23 protein-coding genes are annotated in these 21,382 nt (G+C 54.5%); 9 read left to right on the top strand and 14 right to left on the bottom strand.

Annotated elements, in window-relative coordinates; translation table 11 throughout:
• The first annotated feature begins 130 nt into the window (after positions 1-130).
• The 4 genes from putP to HZS80_RS16200 all read left to right on the top strand — a co-directional run bounded on the left by putP (position 131) and on the right by HZS80_RS16200 (position 6,288).
• The gene (putP, locus tag HZS80_RS16215) at positions 131-1,624 is read left to right on the top strand and encodes a sodium/proline symporter PutP (protein ID WP_035580246.1); all 1,494 of its coding nucleotides are present in this window, start codon (positions 131-133) and stop codon (positions 1,622-1,624) included.
• 144 nt (positions 1,625-1,768) lie between these two features.
• Positions 1,769-5,425 carry a bifunctional proline dehydrogenase/L-glutamate gamma-semialdehyde dehydrogenase PutA gene (putA, locus tag HZS80_RS16210; protein ID WP_179916652.1) on the top strand — a complete coding sequence of 1,219 codons (3,657 nt, stop codon included), beginning with the start codon at positions 1,769-1,771 and terminating at the stop codon, positions 5,423-5,425.
• A 321-nt stretch (positions 5,426-5,746) separates the two neighbouring features.
• Positions 5,747-5,989, top strand: a complete 243-nt coding sequence (locus HZS80_RS16205; RefSeq protein WP_035580249.1) for a type II toxin-antitoxin system ParD family antitoxin — start codon at positions 5,747-5,749, stop codon at positions 5,987-5,989.
• Entirely contained in the window at positions 5,989-6,288 is a 300-nt protein-coding gene (locus HZS80_RS16200) for a type II toxin-antitoxin system RelE/ParE family toxin (RefSeq protein ID WP_179916651.1), read from the top strand. Before HZS80_RS16205 ends, HZS80_RS16200 begins: the two co-directional genes overlap by 1 nt.
• 50 nt (positions 6,289-6,338) lie before the next feature.
• Here HZS80_RS16200 and HZS80_RS16195 read toward each other — a convergent pair whose 3' ends face one another.
• The 6 genes from HZS80_RS16195 to HZS80_RS16170 all read right to left on the bottom strand — a co-directional run bounded on the left by HZS80_RS16195 (position 6,339) and on the right by HZS80_RS16170 (position 9,090).
• Positions 6,339-6,695 (bottom strand): hypothetical protein, encoded by a 357-nt coding sequence (locus HZS80_RS16195; RefSeq protein ID WP_218927743.1) that lies wholly within the window; start codon positions 6,693-6,695, stop codon positions 6,339-6,341.
• Between the two features lie 244 nt (positions 6,696-6,939).
• The gene (locus tag HZS80_RS16190) at positions 6,940-7,485 is read right to left on the bottom strand and encodes a DUF6624 domain-containing protein (RefSeq protein ID WP_179916650.1); all 546 of its coding nucleotides are present in this window, start codon (positions 7,483-7,485) and stop codon (positions 6,940-6,942) included.
• Between the two features lie 25 nt (positions 7,486-7,510).
• Positions 7,511-7,780, bottom strand: a complete 270-nt coding sequence (gene brnA, locus HZS80_RS16185; RefSeq protein WP_179916649.1) for a type II toxin-antitoxin system BrnA family antitoxin — start codon at positions 7,778-7,780, stop codon at positions 7,511-7,513.
• Entirely contained in the window at positions 7,770-8,033 is a 264-nt protein-coding gene (locus tag HZS80_RS16180; protein WP_179916648.1) for a BrnT family toxin, read from the bottom strand. Before HZS80_RS16180 ends, brnA begins: the two co-directional genes overlap by 11 nt.
• A 144-nt stretch (positions 8,034-8,177) precedes the next feature.
• The gene (locus HZS80_RS16175; protein WP_179916647.1) at positions 8,178-8,459 is read right to left on the bottom strand and encodes a putative quinol monooxygenase; all 282 of its coding nucleotides are present in this window, start codon (positions 8,457-8,459) and stop codon (positions 8,178-8,180) included.
• 88 nt (positions 8,460-8,547) lie between these two features.
• Positions 8,548-9,090 (bottom strand): hypothetical protein, encoded by a 543-nt coding sequence (locus HZS80_RS16170; protein WP_179916646.1) that lies wholly within the window; start codon positions 9,088-9,090, stop codon positions 8,548-8,550.
• A gap of 536 nt (positions 9,091-9,626) precedes the next feature.
• Between HZS80_RS16170 and HZS80_RS16165 the strand changes: the two genes are divergently transcribed.
• Positions 9,627-10,253 (top strand): OmpW/AlkL family protein, encoded by a 627-nt coding sequence (locus tag HZS80_RS16165; RefSeq protein ID WP_179916645.1) that lies wholly within the window; start codon positions 9,627-9,629, stop codon positions 10,251-10,253.
• 80 nt (positions 10,254-10,333) lie between these two features.
• Here HZS80_RS16165 and HZS80_RS16160 read toward each other — a convergent pair whose 3' ends face one another.
• Complete coding sequence (locus tag HZS80_RS16160; RefSeq protein ID WP_179916644.1) at positions 10,334-10,669, bottom strand: YqcC family protein; 336 nt, start codon at positions 10,667-10,669, stop codon at positions 10,334-10,336.
• Between the two features lie 313 nt (positions 10,670-10,982).
• Here HZS80_RS16160 and HZS80_RS16155 point away from each other — a divergent pair, with 313 nt between their 5' ends.
• The 4 genes from HZS80_RS16155 (at position 10,983) to HZS80_RS16140 (ending at position 13,983) form a co-directional block, all read left to right on the top strand.
• Positions 10,983-12,020 (top strand): DUF3549 family protein, encoded by a 1,038-nt coding sequence (locus HZS80_RS16155; protein WP_179916643.1) that lies wholly within the window; start codon positions 10,983-10,985, stop codon positions 12,018-12,020.
• A 36-nt stretch (positions 12,021-12,056) separates the two neighbouring features.
• On the top strand, positions 12,057-12,497 hold the full coding sequence (locus HZS80_RS16150; protein ID WP_008957021.1) for an ATP-dependent zinc protease family protein: 441 nt from the start codon (positions 12,057-12,059) through the stop codon (positions 12,495-12,497).
• A 43-nt stretch (positions 12,498-12,540) separates the two neighbouring features.
• Positions 12,541-13,449, top strand: a complete 909-nt coding sequence (gene rimK / locus HZS80_RS16145; RefSeq protein ID WP_035556974.1) for a 30S ribosomal protein S6--L-glutamate ligase — start codon at positions 12,541-12,543, stop codon at positions 13,447-13,449.
• Positions 13,450-13,536: 87 nt separating this feature from the next.
• Positions 13,537-13,983: a hypothetical protein gene (locus tag HZS80_RS16140; protein WP_035556972.1), complete on the top strand. Its 447-nt coding sequence runs from the start codon at positions 13,537-13,539 to the stop codon at positions 13,981-13,983.
• On the opposite strand, the gene HZS80_RS16135 is transcribed toward HZS80_RS16140, so the two are convergent.
• The 7 genes from HZS80_RS16135 to HZS80_RS16105 form a co-directional block, all read right to left on the bottom strand.
• A complete protein-coding gene (locus HZS80_RS16135; RefSeq protein WP_035556970.1) occupies positions 13,980-14,702 on the bottom strand; it encodes a SanA/YdcF family protein in 723 nt (240 codons plus the stop codon). The genes HZS80_RS16140 and HZS80_RS16135 overlap by 4 nt on opposite strands.
• A gap of 18 nt (positions 14,703-14,720) precedes the next feature.
• Entirely contained in the window at positions 14,721-15,290 is a 570-nt protein-coding gene (gene sufT / locus HZS80_RS16130; protein ID WP_179916642.1) for a putative Fe-S cluster assembly protein SufT, read from the bottom strand.
• A gap of 49 nt (positions 15,291-15,339) precedes the next feature.
• Positions 15,340-16,605: an aminotransferase class V-fold PLP-dependent enzyme gene (locus HZS80_RS16125; protein ID WP_179916641.1), complete on the bottom strand. Its 1,266-nt coding sequence runs from the start codon at positions 16,603-16,605 to the stop codon at positions 15,340-15,342.
• 83 nt (positions 16,606-16,688) lie between these two features.
• The gene (gene sufD, locus HZS80_RS16120; protein ID WP_035556962.1) at positions 16,689-18,029 is read right to left on the bottom strand and encodes a Fe-S cluster assembly protein SufD; all 1,341 of its coding nucleotides are present in this window, start codon (positions 18,027-18,029) and stop codon (positions 16,689-16,691) included.
• A complete protein-coding gene (gene sufC, locus HZS80_RS16115) occupies positions 18,026-18,775 on the bottom strand; it encodes a Fe-S cluster assembly ATPase SufC (protein WP_035556959.1) in 750 nt (249 codons plus the stop codon). Before sufC ends, sufD begins: the two co-directional genes overlap by 4 nt.
• A 71-nt stretch (positions 18,776-18,846) precedes the next feature.
• Positions 18,847-20,289 carry a Fe-S cluster assembly protein SufB gene (gene sufB / locus HZS80_RS16110; protein ID WP_179916640.1) on the bottom strand — a complete coding sequence of 481 codons (1,443 nt, stop codon included), beginning with the start codon at positions 20,287-20,289 and terminating at the stop codon, positions 18,847-18,849.
• Positions 20,290-20,367: 78 nt separating this feature from the next.
• Positions 20,368-20,832: an SUF system Fe-S cluster assembly regulator gene (locus HZS80_RS16105; protein WP_035556952.1), complete on the bottom strand. Its 465-nt coding sequence runs from the start codon at positions 20,830-20,832 to the stop codon at positions 20,368-20,370.
• Between the last annotated feature and the right edge of the window lie 550 nt (positions 20,833-21,382).

Genomic DNA, 21,382 nt, shown 5'->3' with positions numbered 1-21,382 from the left:
GCGCTCGTTAGGCCTCGTAACGTAATAGCAAACGAAGTTAAAAAAATAATGCGGGCCACTACCGGATTCTACACGGTAACGGCGCTAACCGGTCGGAGCTAATTCCGTCCTGACGAACCGGAGAAATTACATGGCTATTGGTGTTTGGATCAGTCTCATAGCGTATTTTGCGCTCATGGTCGCCATCGGTATTTATGCGATGCGCAAATCCACCTCTTCCTCCGAAGATTACATGCTGGGTGGTCGTACCCTCAGCCCAAAAGTAGCGGCCCTGTCGGCCGGTGCGTCGGATATGAGCGGCTGGTTGCTGCTGGGCTTGCCTGGGGCAATGTTCGTATCTGGCTTGGGTTCCGCCTGGATTGGCATTGGTTTGCTCGTGGGGGCGTTATTCAACTGGATTCTGGTCGCCCCTCGTCTTCGTGAACAGACCGTTCACTACGGCAACGCGATCACCATCCCTGCTTTTCTGGCAAACCGCTTCCCCACCCGTTCCATGTCACTGCGCACAGTGTCTGCCATCGTTATCGTGATCTTTTTCGCAGTCTATACCGCCTCAGGCCTGGTGGCAGGGGGCAAGCTGTTTGAAAGCGCGTTTACTGGCATTTACAACTTCGGCGACATGAGCAACTACGCCATGGGTGTCATGATCACTCTGGGCGTGGTGCTTATTTATACGGTTGTCGGCGGCTTCCTGGCCGTGAGCATGACGGACTTCGTGCAAGGCTGCATCATGATGCTGGCACTGGTGATCATGCCAGCGGTGGTGCTGTTTGGCGAAGGTGGCGGCGGTTTATCGCAGGCCACGCAGACCCTGAATGAAGTCGATCCCACCCTGCTTTCCTGGACGTCGGGGCTGACCTTCATCGGGTGGCTGTCGGCTGTGACCTGGGGCCTGGGTTATTTCGGCCAGCCGCACATCATTGTGCGCTTCATGGCGATCCGTACACTCAAGGATGTGCCCATTGCCCGCAACATTGGCATGGGCTGGATGCTTATCTCGCTGATTGGTGCCGTTTCTTTGGGCATCTTCGGCCGGGCCTATGCGATCCGCAACGGTATTGATGTCCAAGATCCGGAAACGATCTTTATCATCCTGGCAGACCTACTGTTCCATCCGTTGATTACCGGCTTCCTCTATGCGGCGCTGCTCGCAGCGGTTATGAGCACCGTTTCAAGCCAGCTTCTGGTGGCGTCTTCGTCACTGACCGAAGACTTCTATCGCCTGTTCCTGCACAAGAATGCAACTGAAGCGCAGTGTGTCGCCGTAGGCCGCGTCTGTGTAGTACTTGTGGGCATTGTGGCAGCGATTATTGCCTCTGACGAAAACTCCCAGGTTCTGGGGCTGGTCAGTAACGCTTGGGCAGGCTTCGGCGCCGCGTTTGGTCCGCTGATTATCTTGTCGTTGATGTGGTCACGCACCAATGGCAATGGCGCCATCGCAGGCATGGTCGTGGGTGCTCTCACCGTCATGATCTGGATCTCACTGGGCTGGAACGGTGAATTCCTGGGTGGCCCTGGCGTGTACGAGATTATTCCTGGCTTCATCGCGTCCTTTATCGCCATCATCGTAGTCAGCAATGCGACTGACGATGCCGGTGAATATCAGCATATCGAACGCAAGTAAGCGCTCAACCACATTGAGCGTATCAAGAGGGCTCCCGCGGGAGCCCTCTTTAGGTTAGTTATTTTGTGTTAACTGCAAAAAGTATGACTACACCCTAACCGACGCGGGAATGCCTAAGTGTCGGCTAGCAAGGAGAGACCCTGTATGAACGACCATCTGCATAGCGACGTGAGTGATCTACGCTCACGCATTCGCACCAACTACGACGCCAACGAGGCAGATGTGCTGCACGGGCTGGTCGAGCGTATCAAGCTGTCGGAGGATGACCGCAAGAAGGTCGCCGCCGTTGGCGCCAACTACGTAGCGCGTGTGCGTAAGGAAAGATCGCCTTCAATGATGGAGGCATTCCTAGCCGAGTACGGGCTCTCGACCACCGAAGGCGTTGGCTTGATGTGTCTGGCAGAAGCGCTGCTCCGCGTGCCCGATGCGGAAACCATCGACGACCTGATCCACGACAAGATTGAGCCCTCCGACTGGGGCGCCCACCTGGGCAAGTCTTCGTCTTCAATGGTCAATGCCTCGACCTGGGCGCTGCTGCTGACCGGTAAGGTGCTGGAAGAAGACCCCAAGGGCCCCACGCGGGCGCTGCGCGGCCTGGTTCGCCGCATGGGCGAGCCGGTGGTACGCAAGGCGGTTGGCCAGTCGATGAAGATTCTCGGCCGCCAGTTCGTGCTTGGACAGACCATCGAAGAAGGCATGAAGAATGCCCGCGAACTTGAGAAACAGGGTTATACCTACTCCTACGATATGCTGGGTGAAGCGGCACGCACCGACGAAGATGCAGTCCGCTATCACCAAGCTTATTCAGAGGCGATCACCGCGATTGCCGAGCAGGCCAAGGGCGACGTGCGCGGAAGCCCCGGCATCTCAGTAAAGCTCTCGGCGCTGCACCCGCGCTATGAATACACCCACCGCGACACGGTGATGGCAGAACTGGTACCGCGCGCCAAGGAACTAGTGCAGCAGGCAGCCAAGGCCAATATCGGTTTCAATATCGATGCCGAAGAGCAGGATCGGTTGGATCTCTCCCTCGACGTGATTGAGGCTCTAATGGCCGACCCCAGCCTGGACGGATGGGATGGCTTTGGGGTCGTCGTGCAAGCCTACGGGCGCCGCGCCGCGCCGATGATAGAGACACTCTACGAGCTGGCCGAGCGGTTTAATCGCAAGATTATGGTGCGGCTGGTTAAGGGCGCCTACTGGGATACTGAGATCAAGCTCTCCCAGGAAATGGGGGTCAAGACCTTCCCGGTCTTCACTCGCAAGGTCAACACCGATGTCAGCTACATGGCCTGCGCGCAGATGCTGCTCGACCGGCGCGACCGCATCTACCCGCAGTTCGCGACCCACAACGCCCACACCTGCGCCGCCGTTGTAGAAATGGCGGGCAGCGACAAGGACAGTTACGAGTTCCAGCGCCTGCACGGTATGGGCGAATCGCTGCACCACATCGTTAAAGAGTCGGAAGGCACCCACTGCCGCATTTACGCCCCGGTCGGCGCGCATCGTGACCTGCTGGCCTATCTGGTACGCCGCCTGCTGGAGAACGGGGCCAACTCCTCGTTCGTCAACCAGGTAGTGGATAGCTCGATTCCACCAAGCGACGTTTCAAAGGATCCCATTGAAGCGTTTAAGCAACTCGGCAACGACGTCTCAAGCCCGCTGATCCGCCAGCCCGGCGAGCTGTTTGAGCCTGAGCGCAAGAACTCCAAGGGCTACCGCATCAACGAACCCGCTTCGATTTTGCCGCTGCTCAATGCCCGCGAAGCATTTGCCGACGCCACCTGGACCGCAGGCCCCATGCTGGTGGGCAGCCCCACTCCCCAGGGCCCAGCGCGCGATGCCATCTCCCCCGCCGACGGCTCACGGGTGATCGGCAAGGTGCATGAGGCCACCCCGGAAGAGGTCGCCACTGCCCTCGACGCCGCCGAGCAAGGCTTCAAAGAGTGGTCGGCGCGCCCGGCAGCCGAACGCGCCGCGGTACTCCGCCGCACCGCCGACCTCTACGAGGAACACATCGCCGAGCTGACCGTGATCACCACCCGCGAAGCGGGCAAGATGATGTTCGATGGTATTGCCGAAGTTCGCGAAGCGGTGGATTTCCTGCGCTACTACGCCAACGAAGGCGAGCGGTTGGAAGCGGAAGAGCCCGGCAGCGCCCGCGGCATCTTCGTCTGCATCAGCCCGTGGAACTTCCCCCTGGCCATCACCACCGGCCAGATCGCTGCCGCCTTGGTTGCTGGCAATGCGGTACTCGCCAAGCCCGCTGAGCAGACACCTCTGATCGCCGCCCGCGCCGTCGAACTCATGCGCGAAGCCGGTTTGCCGGAAGCGGCCCTACAGCTATTGCCTGGCGACGGCCCAACGGTAGGCGGCCCGCTGACCAGCGACCCACGCATCGCCGGTGTCTGTTTCACCGGTTCAACTCCGGTGGCCCAGATCATCCACAAAACGCTGGCCGAGAACGCCGGGCCTGATGCCGTGCTGATCGCCGAGACCGGTGGTCTCAACTCCATGATCGTGGACTCTACGGCACTGACCGAGCAGGCAGTGCGCGATATTCTGATTTCCTCCTTCCAGTCGGCCGGTCAGCGCTGTTCCGCGCTGCGCATGCTGTATGTCCAGGAAGAGGCGCGAGACCGGTTGCTCAACATGCTTTACGGCGCCATGGACGCGCTCACCATTGGCGACCCCTGGAACACCGATACCGACGTATCGCCGGTGATTGATACCGATGCCCAGACCGAGATCAACGACTACGTGGCGGCACACGAGAAGAACGGCAAGGTACTGAAGAAATTGGCGGCGCCGGACACAGGCACCTTCGTTACCCCGGCGGTGATCGAAGTTGGGGGCATTGAAGATCTCGAACGTGAAATCTTCGGCCCGGTTCTGCACGTGGCCACCTTCAAAGCGCGGGATATCGACAAGGTCGTCGACGACATCAATGGTAAGGGGTACGGGCTGACCTTCGGCCTGCATACCCGCATCGACGACCGCGTGCAGCAGATCGTCGAGCGCATCCATGTTGGCAACGTCTACGTTAACCGTAACCAGATCGGCGCCATCGTTGGCTCTCAGCCGTTCGGTGGTGAAGGCCTCTCGGGCACCGGGCCCAAGGCCGGTGGCCCACTCTACGTAACGCGTTTCCGCCGCACCGCGGAGGCTGAGCACGTTGAAGCGCCAGAAGGCAAAGCCGTACCACTTAGCGATCTCCAGTCGGCCCTTGATGGGCTGGACGCCCGTAACTGGGCGGTACGACCCAATCGCATCGAGGTACTGCGCAAGGCACTCTCAGGCAAAAACGGCGTGATCCGCAAGGCGCTCGCCGAAACAGCAGCCTTGGATATGACGTCGCAGACGCTGCCAGGGCCAACGGGCGAAAGCAACCGCCTGGCAATGTATCCCAAGGGCGTGGTGCTGTGCCTTGGGCCAACCCTGGATATCGCCATTGCCCAGGCTGCGCAAGCCCTCGGCGCAGGCTGCGGGGCCGTCGTAGCCGCCCCAGGTGCCGAGCAGGCTGTGAAACCGCTGCTCGATGCCGGTGCGCCGATAGCCGGCCTTGATGGCAGCGTTTCAGCCGAGTCGTTGAGCGAGGTCAAAGGCATTGCAGCGGTTGCCGCCGCGGGTGACAGCGACTGGACACGTGAACTGCGCATTGCGCTGGCCAAGCGCGACGGCGCGATAATACCGCTCGAGACCCAGACCATCTCGCCGGATCGTTACGTGGTGGAACGCCATCTGTGCATCGACACCACCGCAGCGGGCGGCAACGCCAGCCTGCTGGCAACCGCCGAGTAGATCGGCGCTAAGTGTTGGCTTAGGAGGTGAGCGGGCGGATTAATGCCTCTCGCCCTCCTCCTGGGCTAAGCAAACGCTGATCAATGTCTCAGCGATCATTATTTAGCCGCTACTCGTTAGCGGCTTTTTTATTAGGCAGCCGGGTTCTCTGGCTGCCTTTTATTTTGCTAATCGCGTCGCGCCCGTCACTCTCTTGAACTAAGTTCCCTCGCGCATGAATAGGTTTAGAAAGACGCTAGCAGCGCCTTGTTAGGCACCTTGCCGACAGCCCAACCCTATACCATAATCAGGTATATTCTGGTATCACTGGAGACCTAGGACATGGCTAAAAATACAAGCATCACACTTGGTGACCACTTTGAAAATTTTGTTACCACTCAAGTACAAAGTGGTCGATACGGTTCTACGAGCGAAGTCATTCGTTCAGCCCTACGTCTACTCGAAAACCAGGAAACCAAACTACATACACTCAGGCAACTGCTTATCGAGGGTGAGCAAAGCGGTGACGCTGACTATGACCTCAGCAGCTTTATCAATGAGCTTGATAGTGAAAAAAGTAACTAATGACGCTATTCACACTTTCGCTAGCTGCCAAAATGGATTTAAGAGACATTGCTTTGTTTACTCAGCGCCGTTGGGGTAAGGAGCAGCGGGACGTCTACTTAAACCAGTTTGATGACTCATTCTGGTTACTGGCAGAAACCCCTGATATCGGAAAATCGTGTGACGAAATTCGCCAGCATTACCGCAAGTTTCCGCAGGGCAGCCATGTTATTTTTTACCAACAAACCGGAAGCCATAAAATAAGAATAATTCGCATATTACACAAGAGCATGGATGTGAACGCCGCCTTTGGTGCATAGCGCCTAAAGTACGCGCGGGATTGGATATTGAGCTTCCGCCTAGCGCCGCATCATACGCGTGTATTATGCAGGCAGTTAAGTGGTGCCCCAAATAAGGCCTCATAGACCTCATCAATGGAACTGATATTTTTGAACCAACCCTTTGGCAAAACCCTTATGTTAGGGCGCTCGGCTTTGAATCCGCCCTGGTCACCCTTGGTATGTTTTGCAACCTTAAGCTCGTCAAGGCTAGGCAATTTCTCGCCGGGAAGAGAGCCAAAAAAGAGAAATGGCCCCAGCTCCAAGGTATCTTCGTTGAAATAAATCCAAATAACACACCCAGAAGGCTTTCCAAAAAGCCTCGTATGAACTTTCTGGCTGGCTGTTTTGCCACCAACGTATGAAGCTTTAAGCTGTATATGCCTCACGACCCCATTATCTTCCGCTATTAGATCGTAGCCAGCGTTATCAACTTCTGGACTCGCCACCTCTAGCGTGCGGCCAAATCCCTTTCAGGAAAGCTTTAGCAGTTCGCCAATGAAAAGGTGCTCAATGAGCTTTTCTCGAAAAGACGAGTATTCACTATGGTTCAATGCCTTCTCTCTATGTAACGCAGAGCGCACCTGCAACCTTGACGCAGCGGAGACAAGGGCGTCCGAGTGCCGCGTTTGGTTAACTGGTTTGTTCGATATTGGCGCGGCGCTTCCGCTCCTGCTCAGTCATTTGCTCCTGGCGCTCCTCGATGGAGTTCAGCCCAAGACGCGCACGGCGTTCATTAACCGTAGCAGAATCCTCAATAGGAAAAGGTGCTGGCCAACCGTTTTCATCAACATCAAACTGGGTGCCATAGTATTGAGGCTTGCCAGAGAGCGTACGCACTCGATCTTGCAGGAATGCCAACTGCCAGCCCGCCACATCCTCTCTCGCAACGGCATCTTCTAGTAGGGAGACACACCCAGCCATGAACTCGGGATCTGAAACAGAATGCTGAACGACCAGCCATGCAGCTTTGGCACCCTCTACCCCAACTAACGAAATGCTGGGCCAACCGTATGCACCAATAATCTCTTTCAGGCGAGAAGCATTCTGCTCATGCAGGGCTTTCATCCGGGGATGATAAGACTCAGATGGAAGTTCTCCGGAATAGAAGAGTTGCTGCAATAACAGCTGGTCTTCTTTCATCATCGTGACCAGCTCATCCGCAAAATTCTGATTCATGGGCTCCTTTCCAGTTAACGCTCCGCTAATGTGTGCCGCCTGTGGCATCACCATTGAGCGGCTTGTTAGCAGATTCTGCCTGAAGACGCTCCACCAGCCACACCTTGATGATCGATTGGCGAGTAACGCCTATGCGCGCAGCCTCACGATCCAACGACTCGACAACCCAAGCCGGGAAATCGACGTTGATTCGCTTTTGTTCCTGATTAACGCGGCGAGCAGAGGACAGATCGAGGTCATCGACGATATCTTCCTGCCCTTCTTCAAATTTCTTGTCGAAGTCTTTAGCTTTCATAGAGCTCAACCTCCTTCTTACGGGAACGTCTGACTGAAATCAGACGAATACCAGCATCCCTGTATGTGACGACAGCCGACCAGTGCTTTTCACCAATCTTGCCTATCAGCAAAAACCTCTGCTCATCCTCTGATTTAGCGCGGATCTCCAGCAGGTATGGATCTTTCCACAGCCCTTGGGCAGCAACGAAATCTATGCCGTGCTTGTCCAGATTGGCCTTGCTTTTGGCTTCGTCGAATTCAAATTCATCCATGAGTACAAATTATTCCTTTTTTACTCAATGCGCAAGATTTGGCAGGAAGCTGTAGCTGCTAACGCGGAGCTTTGCGGCAATTTTGTAGCTGTGTAGCGGTGAAGAAATTGTCCGACAAAAGCGAATGGTTATACGGTTTAGCCATCAGTCAGCTTCCGTCACTTGATAGTGCCTTTCGACATTCGACGCGACTCTACCCCAGTCGGACAACCTTACGCGGCGCTGATGGGCTTCAAATGCGGCCTGGTCAATAAATACTTCAGAGACAAAAAAGACGTTTCCGGTGCCCGGGCTTTGGGTAACGTCGAAGCGCAAACACCCCTCTTCCTGGCGAGTCAGCTGGATATGGATGGGTAGCTCTGCCTTAACCGCTGGCAGGTCAGCGTCGGAGACCATAATATGGCCTTCCAGAATGATCTTAGACATAGCAGACACTCAATCCGTATAACGCCCGCCATAAACGGGCGAGTGAAACGAGGTCCGGCGACCGAAGGGAGCGAATTTAATGGCTTTGTTAGTCATCTTCGCCTTCGAAGTACAAACGAGATATGGTAAGGATAAAGCCATTTCCCATTCCCCAAGGTCGCTTCCTATCTTCTATTGAATTTCCGATTCGGTTACCCGCCCCCATGTTGGTGACATTTCCGTTTGGTCGAAGGGTAACCCAACCTTTTTGCACATATGGTTGTAGCTCAGACACTGTTTCACCATTCAAAATTACAGGAATGTGAGCTTCTTCTGAGACGGAAGAAATATCTAGGCCTGTTATCTCGCCGATTAGGATGGCAAGGTGAGCTTTTGTCGGTTCCCTGAGTTGGTCTCCAAGCACTTCTAATAACTTTGCAATATCAGTATCAGCTTGGGATGCCCACTCAGTAATTCTCTCATTAAACTTTTGCTGCTCCCTCTCACCCCAAGTACTACCTACGCCTGCTATTGCGCCACCCACAAATGGTATTCCTCCCATTGCATTCAGAAGATACCTTACTGCCTGTTTGCCGCCCGGCTTTTCAATGATCTTGTTTAACTCGTCAATTAGACGGTCTTCTTCCTGCATGGGAATCTTCCTCGTTATCTTGAGTGACTAACAGTTTATTCATGCGCATGCGCGTTTTCCCAGGGAACCCCACATCACCAAAAGCTGCAATGCATTAATAGTAATGAAAAATCATCACCCTTAACTCACAAGCACGCTAGAAAAATGCGCATGCCCATTATCATTTCTGACTATCTTTTCGCAGTGCCTATAAACATGAAAAGATTCTTCACAACTCACTGTTTTAAATTGCTTTTTATAATAATTCCGGAAATCTTGAGCACGCCTATTGTTGAGCGTACCAGAAAATATGCATCACAAACTAAAAGTACTTCATGAGAACGAGTGCACATCGACCCCAAGGGGGCAACCCAAATAGCCAGTAACCCGCTCCTGAATTATGCCTCATCGGTCGGTTCTCCCAATAACATTTGTCTAATAACCTTTGCCCTGGATCAATAATCCACTCCCTGGGTCTCGTTACACTGGCTTCATCGTTAAGCAGCTATCAAAAGCCGTCTAATCTTACTATCTGCTTTAATCTCAGGAGTGATCCCATGCGTAAAGCCGCCCTGCCTACCCTACTTGTATCCACTGTTGCCGCTGCGGCGATGATGACCAGCAGCCAGGCATTTGCCTACGGCGCTGGTGATTTTTTTACCCGCGTGGGTGTTGCCAAAGTCGCCCCTAAAAGCGACAACGGCTCACTGGCCAACGGTGCGTTGTCCGTGGATGTACAGGATAAAACCGATTTCGCGTTCACCTTGGGCTATCGCTTCCACGATAAAGTCGGCGTTGAGCTGCTGGCGGCGCTGCCGTTTGAGCACGACATCCATTTGAACGGCGATAATATCGCCTCAACCAAGCACCTGCCGCCGACCTTAACGCTGCAGTACTACCCGCTGGGCGGCACTCAGTCCCGCGTACAGCCCTATGTCGGTGCGGGCATTAACTACACCCACTTCTCCGATGAAGAGCTGACGATTGGTGATTTAGACCTGGATGATTCCTGGGGGGCGGCGGGCCAGGTAGGTGTTGATCTGCTTATTGATGATCACTGGGCGCTGAACGCCGCGGCTTGGTACATCGATATTGATACCGATGCCAGCGTTAACGGTGCGGGAGTAGGTACCGTTGAGATCGATCCTCTCGTGGTGATGGCAGGCCTCAGTTACCGTTTCTAAGCCGCCTGCAAAACCGTTAGCGGATGTTATACACAAAGCCTGCCTCACGGTGGGCTTTGTGCGTTTAGCCGCATGCCGCTTTAAGTGCTTTCAGTGACGATCTGGTCGACCTTCTCTACCGCACGCACAATCAGCAGCTGGTGGTGAGCGGGTGTTTTTTCCTGCTGCAAGTAGGCTGCCACGGCGGGAGCTACCTCGCACTTTGCGGGCATGGCTGCACGCGCATCCATCAGGGCATTCAAGCGGGCAATAAACACAAAGCGTATCCATTGCGGCAGCGACATGGTGTCGATGCAAAACGGCTGCTGGCTGGCGAATGCTTCTGCATCGGGTGTTGGCATACGCCATAGATCAGCGGCTTTCATCGCGGCTTCAAGTTCTAGAAGTGCTGTCTGTAGCGGTTGAAAAGTACTCATAACGTCGTTTGTAACTACCTCGTAAAATTAAAAATCGTATCTTATTACCATTATCCCCATTCGGCTGGCTGCTTGCCAATCAAGGTTACTTGTAAAGAGTTATCCATAGACCCACAGAAAACCTGCACGAGTCTGTGGATAAACTATGGAAAGGTGTCGCAGCGCTCGCTCTCATGGGCCTTTCACCCAGTTGTTTACTTTTTAACCACACTGTCATGTAAGGCATCCCCATTGGCCGGTATTTATCCGCCTTTGCGGCTGACAGTGACCCATCATCAAGGTAGAGTGCAGGCTTGCAACGCGGAAGGATGTCATGCAACCGATTCAAACCCTTGATGAGTTTTTTACCCGTAGCGGCGCAGAGGTTTCCCTTTACCATATGGGGCGCCATGTGGTCGCCTGCCCACGGGAGTCCCTCGCCGCCTTTGAGCGTGGCGAACTGGCGTGGCCAGAACCTTGGCAAGGCCAAGCACGTTTAGCCATTCTATTCCGTTTGGGGGATATGCCCGAACCTGCCATTTGGTTTTTAGCCCTGCCACTCGATGAACAGGGGATACTTGCCCCAGCTCAGCGTGATGCGTTTTTAAATCGTCTGCTGGAAACATTAGGTCGAGCTGTTTCTCAGGTGGGACGTGAAGAAACAGCGGACGTAGACCACTTAATGAAGGATAATCCCCTCGCCTTTACGCCCAGCGTTACCTTTCAAGCAATGTTCAATGCCCGTGCAACTTATGACGCAGGGCTACCTGCCAGCCAGCATTTTGAGCCGGTTGAGGATTACTTGAGCGGCCAGCAGGCGATTGATTGGCAGGCATTAGGGTTACAGGGAATTGCCGATTACGTCGTTCGTATGGAGTCGCCTGACGCTGACACGTTAGCCCTGAGACTGCCTGACCTACCTACCGCCGTTATTAACTCCGTGTGCTACTGTTTAGAGCACCAGCCATTGCCACAGGCATTAGTCGCCGCGCTGCAACGTCGTGGCGAAGCCGCCGCACAAGCGGGCGATATTGAAACCTTATGTGCTTGTCTGCGCGCCGTGGGTAATACGGATACAACAGCGGTGGGCAATTGGTACTCCGCCTTACTTAAAGACACCACCGTTTGTGGGCCGGATGTGCTGGCTGCCATTGCCGGGCGTGGCTGGGTGTATCTTGAAGACGCGGAACGCTTACCTCTTTTTCTACAGCGTTTGGCGGAAGATGAGCGTACTGATTTTGCCGCGGTAGTGCGTGATCTTGCACTCATCCCACGGCTACGCTTACCGGTCATGATGGCCATGCGTGATGCGCCCGAAGGCTCTTCTATTCAACACCGTTTGAGCATGATGATGTCGCAGAGAAAGGCTTGATTTGATGTTGTCATTTTTAATTGCAAGGAGTGAGCCGTGAAGGAATTACCCTATCAGGCCAAGGCGGTCATTGGACGCCGTGAAATGGTGACGTTACCTGAGCTAGGGCTTCACCTATGCTGTAAAGCGGACACTGGTGCGCGTACTTCTGCCCTGCATGCAGAAGAGATAGAGACACATGAAGATGAACATGGTCAACTATGGGTAAGTTTTATTACCCACAGCGCTGGGCCAACAACACCCGCCCACCGCTACAATCTACATTTGCATGATCGACGCCGAGTCACCAGCTCAAACGGGCATAGCGAGTGGCGCTATGTAATACGTACCCCAATGCAAATGGGTGATTTGAATTTTCCGGTTGAACTGACCCTGACTGACCGCAGCAATATGCGCCACCCAATGCTACTAGGACGCCGCGCCATGCGCCGCCTGCTAATTGCACCTGGTGCGGCATTTTTGCACGGTGAGCCTTAACCCCTTTTATTAACCGCCTTTGTTTAGACTCGGAGTCACCTACATGCATATCGCTCTGCTATCGCGCAACCGTAATTTGTACTCTACACGCCGCCTGGTTGAAGCTGCAGAGCAGCGTGGGCATACCGCTCGTGTGGTGGACACGCTGCGCTGCTATATGAGCATTACCTCGCACCACCCTTCGATCCACTATAAAGGCCAAGAGATTGAGCCTTTCGATGCGGTTATCCCACGGATTGGTGCATCAGTCACCTTTTATGGCTGCGCGCTGTTACGTCAGTTTGAGATGATGGGCACCTACGTTATCAACGATAACGTCTCCATCACCCGCTCCAGGGACAAATTGCGTTCGCTGCAGTTACTATCACGCAAAGGGCTGGGACTGCCGATCACCGGCTTTGCCCACTCGCCGGACGACATTCCCGACCTGATCACCATGGTCAAAGGTGCTCCGCTCGTTATTAAGTTGTTGGAAGGTACCCAGGGGATTGGCGTGGTATTGGCGGAAACTAACCAAGCGGCAGAGTCTGTGATTCAGGCTTTCATGGGTATGAAAGCCAATATCATGGTGCAGGAGTATATAAAAGAAGCGCGTGGCGCCGATATCCGCTGCTTTGTAATCGGCGATAAAGTAGTCGCCTCAATGAAGCGTCAGGCGGCGGATGGTGAGTTTCGCTCGAACCTACACCGCGGAGGCTCTGCCAGCGTGATCCGAATCACTCCTGAAGAGCGTTCAACGGCGATCCGTGCAGCCAAGGCCATGGGCCTGCGCGTTGCTGGTGTCGACTTGCTACGCTCGAATCACGGCCCGGTGATTATGGAGGTTAACTCTTCGCCTGGTTTGCAGGGCATTGAGAACGCCACTGGCAAAGATATTGCAGGAATGATCATTGAACACATTGAAAGAAATGCCACACCAGCCCGTAAAGCGCCGCCCAAGCCTAAAGGCTAAGGCAAAATATTAAAATAATCCGCTTCGGGGGTGGCAAATAGTCGCTGTCACCCCCACAATCTGCGTCACCGAAGGAGGTAGACGCTCATGTTTCTCGATAATCGCCAAGTGGCGATGGACAGCGTATTGGAAGCGCTGGCCGATAGCATTGATTATTTCCAAGACAATATCGAACGCCTGCGGCCCTCGCTGCGTGACGCTTTAAAGCCGCATTACACTGCGCGGCTCAAGCAGATGCGCAAGTTGCAGGAACTTGCCCGTGCGCATTTGAAAATGCTGCCCCGGGATGCAGACGTTGAGCGCGATGATTTCTTATGGCTTTGGAGCCGTCTAAAAAGCTTCGTCGGCAACGATAGCCAAGTACTCATCAATGAGCTATTGGAGCAAGAGCGTGTATTAATGCAGGCGCTCTCCTCGCTGTATACCCACCCGCTACCCGACCCGATCGAACCGGTAGTAGAGGAGTGCATGCAAGGGTGCCGTAAACTAATCCGCGAGCTGTATGCGCTGCAAAAGCGCAAAACCCACCGCTAGGGATTGGTAAAACGATCGTTCAATGACGGCAGAATAAGGTCGATAGGGGCACGTCTCGGTATCTCTATGGGCTCGGGCGTACCCAGGAAATAGGGCTCTCTCTTCCACACGTATAGATCGCCCAGGGTGGCCACCCGCGCCGCCCACTCGCGCAGCTTTAAACGCCATCCCACCGTTACTTTAGGATCATCCGCCACGCAGCCAGTGACATCGATGCCTAGCGCGCGCCCAATATATACCGCGCGGGGGAGATGCCAGCTCTGGGTGACCAACAGGGCTTTATCAAGCTGAAAGACGTCCCGGGCGCGCGCTAGCGTGTCGTAGGTGCTAAAGCCAGCAAAATCCATGGTCAACTGCTCAGGCGCGACGCCGCGACGATATAGCTCGCGCCACATTGCCCGTGGCTCGTTATACGCCTGGGTACGATTATCCCCGGAGAGCAAAAGATGCTCGACCTGGGACTGTTCAATTAAAGTAGCAGCGGTTCGCATGCGTGCATGGAAGTGCGGGTTTCGCACCCCACTACGCGTCCAGTGAGACGTACCGAAGACAATCCCCACCTCTGCTGGACGACACTGCTGCGGCTGACGCTCAATGTAAGCGGCGGTCGTCGCGAGCACCCAAAAATTGCCGCCTATAAACAGCAATGTCGCCAGCAGCGACAGTGCTCCTAGCGACATTAATAAACGCTTCAGCCATTTCAACAAAAGGTTATGCATCCAGCTCCCCAGCCGGGGTTAGAACATGCCGAGTTCAAGCTTGGCCTCGTCACTCATCATGCCACGGCTCCAGGGCGGGCTGAAGACAATTTCCGTGTGAACCTTGCTGATCTGCGGCGCGCCGAGAATCTTATTGCGCGCATCTGCAGCGATCACATCACCCATCCCACAGCCGGGAGCGGTCAACGTCATACGGATAGTAGCGATGCGCTCACCACTGATAAGACGATCAATTCGGCAACCGTAAACCAAACCCAGGTCAACGATATTGACCGGAATCTCCGGATCAAAGCAGGTACGTAGCTGGTCCCACACGAACTGCTCTATCTCCTCTTCGGTAGCCGTTTCAGGCAGCGTAGGACGCGGTAGCGGCTCAAGTCCCAAAGCATCCAAGTTGCGCCCCTCAATCAAGTAGAGGCGCCCTTCAAAACCAACGCTTACCGTACTGCCTTTCGCCTGCATAACACTAACAACGCTATCTTCGGCCAGTGTTTCCGTACTACCAAACGGAATGGCAATAGCCTCCACATCGCGCTGGAGCGGCAACTGTTGACCCCGTTCGAGACTGGCTACTTGCTCAAGATCCATATCTGTCCTTAAAAACGTTCTTCAAAGAGCTGGCCTTAAAGAACCGACCTTAACGCACCATACCAATGACACGGTTGAGTGCTTCAATAAAGCTATCCACTTCTTCGAGCGTATTATACGCAGCAAATGAAGCACGGCACGTCGCATCGACTCCGAAATGATGCAGCAAGGGCTGCGCACAGTGGTGGCCGGTACGAATAGCCACGCCGAGTTGATCTATCAATAAGCCGATGTCTTGCGAATGCGCCCTTTCCACCACAAACGAAAGCACGCCTGCTTTTTGCGGTGCGGTGCCTAAAATACGCAGCCCATCGATTCGTCCAGCTGCTTGCGTCGCGCGGTAAAGCAATTGCCCTTCCCACTCGCCGATGGCATCAACACCAACGCTTTCTACCCACTCAAGTGCACGCCCCAGAGCAATGACTTCCGCAATGGCGGGCGTTCCGGCTTCAAACTTGTGCGGAATATCGGCGAAGGTGGTGCCTGCACCGAAAGAGACGGTTTTAATCATCTCACCGCCGCCCTGCCAAGGCGGCATCGCTTCCAGCAAAGCCTGCTTGCCATACAGCACGCCTACGCCGGTTGGCCCATACACTTTGTGGCCAGAGAAGGCGTAAAAGTCAGCATCAATCGCCTGCACATCGACTACCTGATGAGGGGCAGCTTGGGCGCCATCAATCAGAATCAAGGCACCGTGCTGGTGGGCAAGTGCCGCCATTTCCCGCACAGGGTTAATAGTCCCTAACGCATTAGAGACATGATTGACCGCTACCAGTTTTGTACGCTCACTCAGCAGTGCGCGATAAGCAGCCATATCCAATGCGCCATTGGCTTCAACGGGAATCACCTTAATGGTAAACCCGATCTCGGCGGCCAATAATTGCCAGGGCACAATATTGGAGTGGTGCTCCAACATTGAGATCAGCACTTCATCGCCAGGTGAGAGGGTTTTACGCCCCCAGCTCTGCACGACTAGATTGATGGCTTCCGTGGTGCCACGGGTAAAGATGATCTGACGCGCATCTTCCGCGTTGAGAAAAGCCCGAACCTTGTGACGCGTGCCTTCGAACGCCGCCGTCGCCTCATCGGCGAGGGTATGTAGCCCACGGTGAATATTGGCGTTATAGCGCGAGTAGTAATCGCTAAAAACGTCAATCACCTGTTGAGGCGTCTGGCTAGTCGCCGCATTGTCTAAATAGATTAACGGTTTGCCGTGCACTTCACGGGCAAGCACCGGAAAATCCTGACGCAGACGGGCGACATCAAAGGGTGCTTGCACTTGCGTGGGCGCCTGCTCAATAACGGTATTTGGCATCAATCACTCCTCGTTGAGCCCTTGAAGCTGGTCTTTAACAGCGGGCCTTTAAAAGCTGACCTTTAAAAGCGGGTCTTAAAGAGCTAGTCGTTAATTGCGGCTGCCGCTTCAACAAGCCCAGCAAGATTAAAGCGCTCCGGCAACTTACCCGCAACCGCGAGTTCAACGCGCTCGGCAATCGCATCCAGGCTAACTTTATCCAACACCTCTCCCGCAAAGGCGAGGGTTAACAGGCCTCGTGCGGTGGCTTCATCGATACCGCGCGTGCGCAGGGCATAGATCGCCTCTTCGTCCAGCTGGCCGGTAGTGGTGCCGTGTGAACACTTAACATCATCGGCGTAGATTTCAAGCTCAGGCTTGGCATCGATGTGGGCACGATCCGACAGCAGTAGGTTTTGATTGCTCTGAAACCCTTCAATTTTCTGGCTGTCGCGCTTGACGTAGACCTTGCCGTTAAACACGCCGTGAGCGCGGTCATCCAGAATGCCTTTGTAGTTCTCATTGGAGAACGTCAGCGGCGCATTGTGGTTGACCTTGGTGTGGTTATCGACGTGCTGACGACCCTGACCAAAGAACAGGCCCAGGAAGTTGGTTTCAGCGCCCTGGCCGTTCAAGTCGCTGATCAAGTCGTTACGCACCAGCGCACCGCCCAGGCTCAGGTTGTAGGAGGTATAGCGCGTGTCGCGGCCCTGCTCCACGTGAATGCTCGCCACGTGCATATCACCCAACGGTGCTTCTTGAAGTTTGTAGTGAGCAAGAATCGCCCCACGGTCGAGCATCAGTTCGCCAACCACGTTAGTGAAGTTAGTCGCTTCGCTTTCACCGGTGTAGTGTTCAATCAGCGTGGCTTCGCTGCGGCTACCTGCTTCCACCAGTACGCGCGGGTGGCACATCACTGGCTGGCCAGCGCGGGACAGAAACTGCAGCAGGATAGGTTTCTCAACGACTGCTCCCGGTGCAATGCGAACCACAGCGCCCTCTTCCATAAACGCCGTATTCAGCGCCGCAAACGGTGAGAAATCCACCCCAGTTAAGCGACCCAGCGGGCCACCAACCGCTTCGTGGTTCTCCGCCAGCGCCTTGGAAAGCGGTAACACCTGGACGCTTGACGGCAGCGAGTCCAGATCCGAAAGCGCCGATGAGAAAACGCCATCCACAAAGGTTAAGCGGTAAGCATCAATGGGCAGCGTTAGCGCCGCGGCACTGGCCTGAGAGAACTCGGCGTTGTCAGCTAGCGCAAAGTTACCCTGGGCAATCGAGCGCACGTCGGTGTACTTCCACTCTTCATCGCGACGAGTGGGAAAACCCAGCGCCTCAAAACGTGCGGCACCTGCCTGACGACGAGCGGCAATCCAGGTGGGTTCCGCCGTGTAGTTCGAGCTGCGCGCCTTCAGCGTGTCTAAAAAGGTTTGCGTATCGCTCATGCCACAGACTCCTCGATACCTTCGTACCCATTGGCTTCCAGCTGTTTGGCCAGCTCAGCGTCGCCAGTTTTGACAATACGGCCATCGACCAAGACATGAACCTTGTCGGGAATGATGTAATCCAGCAGACGCTGGTAGTGGGTGACCAGCAGAATGGCGCGGTCTTCAGCGCGCAGGCTGTTGACACCATCGGCGACCACTTTCATGGCGTCGATATCCAGGCCGGAATCGATCTCATCGAGCATGGCAAGCTTCGGCTGAAGCACCAGCATTTGCAGGATCTCGTTGCGTTTTTTCTCGCCGCCTGAGAAACCTTCGTTAACGGCGCGCTGCAGGAAGCTAGCGTCCATTTTCATGTAACCAAGCTTCTCTTTCACCAGCTTCATAAACTCCGGCGCTGGCATTTCACCTTCGCCGCGAGCGACACGCTGGGCATTAAGCGCAGACTTCAGCAGGTAGATATTCTTAACCCCTGGAATCTCGACCGGGTACTGGAAACCCAGCAGCAAGCCAGCCTGGGCGCGCTCTTCAATTTCCATCTCAAGCACGTCTTTGCCTTCAAAGGTAACCGTGCCCTGAGTGACTTCGTAGCCATCTTTACCGGCAATGACTGCCGATAGCGTCGATTTACCCGCGCCATTCGGCCCCATGATGGCGTGCACTTCACCCGCGTTGATAGTCAGGGTGAGTCCTTTCAGAATTTCATTGCCTTCGACGGTGACGTGTAAATCATTAACTTGCAACATATTGATTACCTTATAATTCTGGCGAGTCGCTACGGCGACACTAATAAAATGAGTGACTGAACGGCTAGGGATTAACCTACCGCACCTTCCAGGGTAACGTTGAGCAGCGCTTCCGCTTCCACGGCAAACTCCATCGGCAGCTCTTGGAAGACGTCTTTACAGAAGCCATTCACAATCATGCTGACCGCGTCTTCTTCCGAGATACCGCGGCTCTGGCAGTAGAACAGCTGGTCTTCACCGATTTTAGAAGTGGTCGCTTCGTGCTCAATGGTCGCCGTACTGTTGCCAATTTCTTGATAAGGGAAGGTGTGCGCACCGCACTTATCGCCAATCAGCAAAGAGTCACACTGGGTAAAGTTACGTGCCCCTTTGGCGCGCGGGGCGATTTTCACCAAGCCGCGATACGACTGATTGCTGCGACCGGCAGAGATACCTTTAGCAACGATATACGAACGGGTACCTTCGCCAATGTGAATCATCTTGGTGCCGGTATCGGCCTGTTGGCGGCCATTCGTGACCGCAACAGAGTAGAACTCGCCGATACTGTCTTTACCCCGTAAAACGCAGGAAGGGTATTTCCAGGTAATCGCCGAGCCGGTCTCTACCTGCGTCCAGCTGATGCGCGAGCGGTCGCCACGGCAGTCGCCACGCTTAGTAACGAAGTTGTAGATACCGCCCTTGCCATTCTCATCACCGGGATACCAGTTCTGTACCGTGGAGTATTTGATATAGGCGTCGTCTAGGGCGACAAGCTCTACCACCGCGGCGTGCAGCTGGTTTTCATCGCGCATTGGCGCGGTACAGCCCTCCAGGTAGGAAACCTGGGCGCGGCTTTCGCAAATAATCAGCGTGCGCTCAAACTGGCCGGTATTGGCCGCGTTAATGCGGAAGTAAGTGGACAGCTCCATCGGGCAGGTCACGCCTTCCGGCACAAATACAAAGGAGCCGTCGGTGAATACCGCTGAGTTCAGCGCCGCAAAGTAGTTGTCTGCCACAGGCACTACGGTGCCCAGATACTGCTTGATCAGTTCCGGGTAGTCGCGGATAGCCTCGGAGATAGAGCAGAAAATAACGCCTGCCTCACCCAGCTGTTTTTTGAAAGTGGTCGCAACCGACACCGAGTCGAATACTGCGTCTACTGCCACGCCTGCCAGCGCCGCACGTTCGTGTAGCGGAATGCCCAACTTCTCATAGGTTTCCAGCAGCTTGGGGTCGACTTCATCCAGGCTCTGCGGGCCGTCTTCCGGGCGCTTCGGCGCACTGAAATAGGAAATCGATTGGTAATTGATCGGCGGATAGTCAAGATGCGCCCAAGATGGTGCCTCCATCTTCAACCACTGACGATAGGCATCCAGGCGCCACTCCAGCATCCACTCGGGTTCGCCCTTCTTCTTGGAAATAAAGGCGATGGTGTTTTCATCCAGGCCAGGTGGCAGGGTGTCGCTCTCAATATCGGTTACGAAGCCGTCTTTGTATTCGCGACGAACCAACTGTTCCATTTCTTCGCTTGCCATGGTGATACCCTCCGGGCAGTTGGGTGGCGAGGTTATCGCCTTTAATAATAAAGTAGGCCTGCTGTACTTGTGCCGCTATTAGGCCGACACCGCCGACAGGCTGATCGTTTGAATTGGCAATTGCACCGGCAATTTAATCGGCGCTGTATCGGCTAAATGCGCTAAGGTCACGCTTTCAAGCAGCGTTCGCATCGCCAATGAAACCCGCTGCCAGTTGTCAGCCACACCGCAGGTAGCCACAAGCTCACAATCGCCTTCCGCTTGGCTACACTCGGTCATGGCAACAGGGCCTTCAATCGCCGCAATAATGTCGGCTGCCGTAATCTGTGATGCTGGCCGCGCCAAGCGATAACCGCCTTGAGCACCACGTTGGGAAACCAGCAGCCCCGCACGTGCCAACATTTTAAGTGTTTTACTTACCGTGGGGTGTGGCAGCTGCACAGCCTCAGCCAAGTCGGCCGCTGCATGTGATGTTTGGGAGTGACGGGCAATTTGTGCCATCACTACAGCGGCATAGTCTGTCAGCCGAGAAAGCTTGAGCATGTCGACTCCCCTTTTATGTGCTTGGTACGCAGTCATTCAATTAGTTGGCTGCATCAATTGAGTACCATTTTAGTCCTGTATAAATTTGATGTGAAGCCCTTGAGCTAAATGGTTGGCAATTTGAGCAAAATAACAGCACGATCGACGCTAATCGCATCAAAAACAACAATCATTATCATTTGAAAAAGCTATTACGCGCATTTACCTATTACCTATCGCTTTAGACAGATTAGCGGCCTCTGATAATTTCGACTGAGTATTGAGTGCCATCACTGCGGATGGCGGCTTGCTATTCGAGGATTAAAAGATGGATTCAGCAGTCAATAATATGATCAGCGCATTAATGGCACTTCAGCAAGCGCAAGTAGCCCAGCAGGCTCAACTGAGCTTTTTTTTAAAGAGGCGTTAGACGGGCAAGCAGCGCATATTACTGCGCTAATGGACAGCGTTGCGCAGGCGCCACAAGTGGAAGCGTCGGTACGCAAATCAATACCACTGTGTAAAAATAGACGACTAATAAATCAATAGCCCCCTGATGTCAGAGGGCTAT

This window comes from Vreelandella glaciei, from assembly GCF_013415125.1.
GTDB lineage: Bacteria > Pseudomonadota > Gammaproteobacteria > Pseudomonadales > Halomonadaceae > Vreelandella > Vreelandella glaciei.
This window is presented reverse-complemented; position numbering and strand designations above follow the sequence as displayed.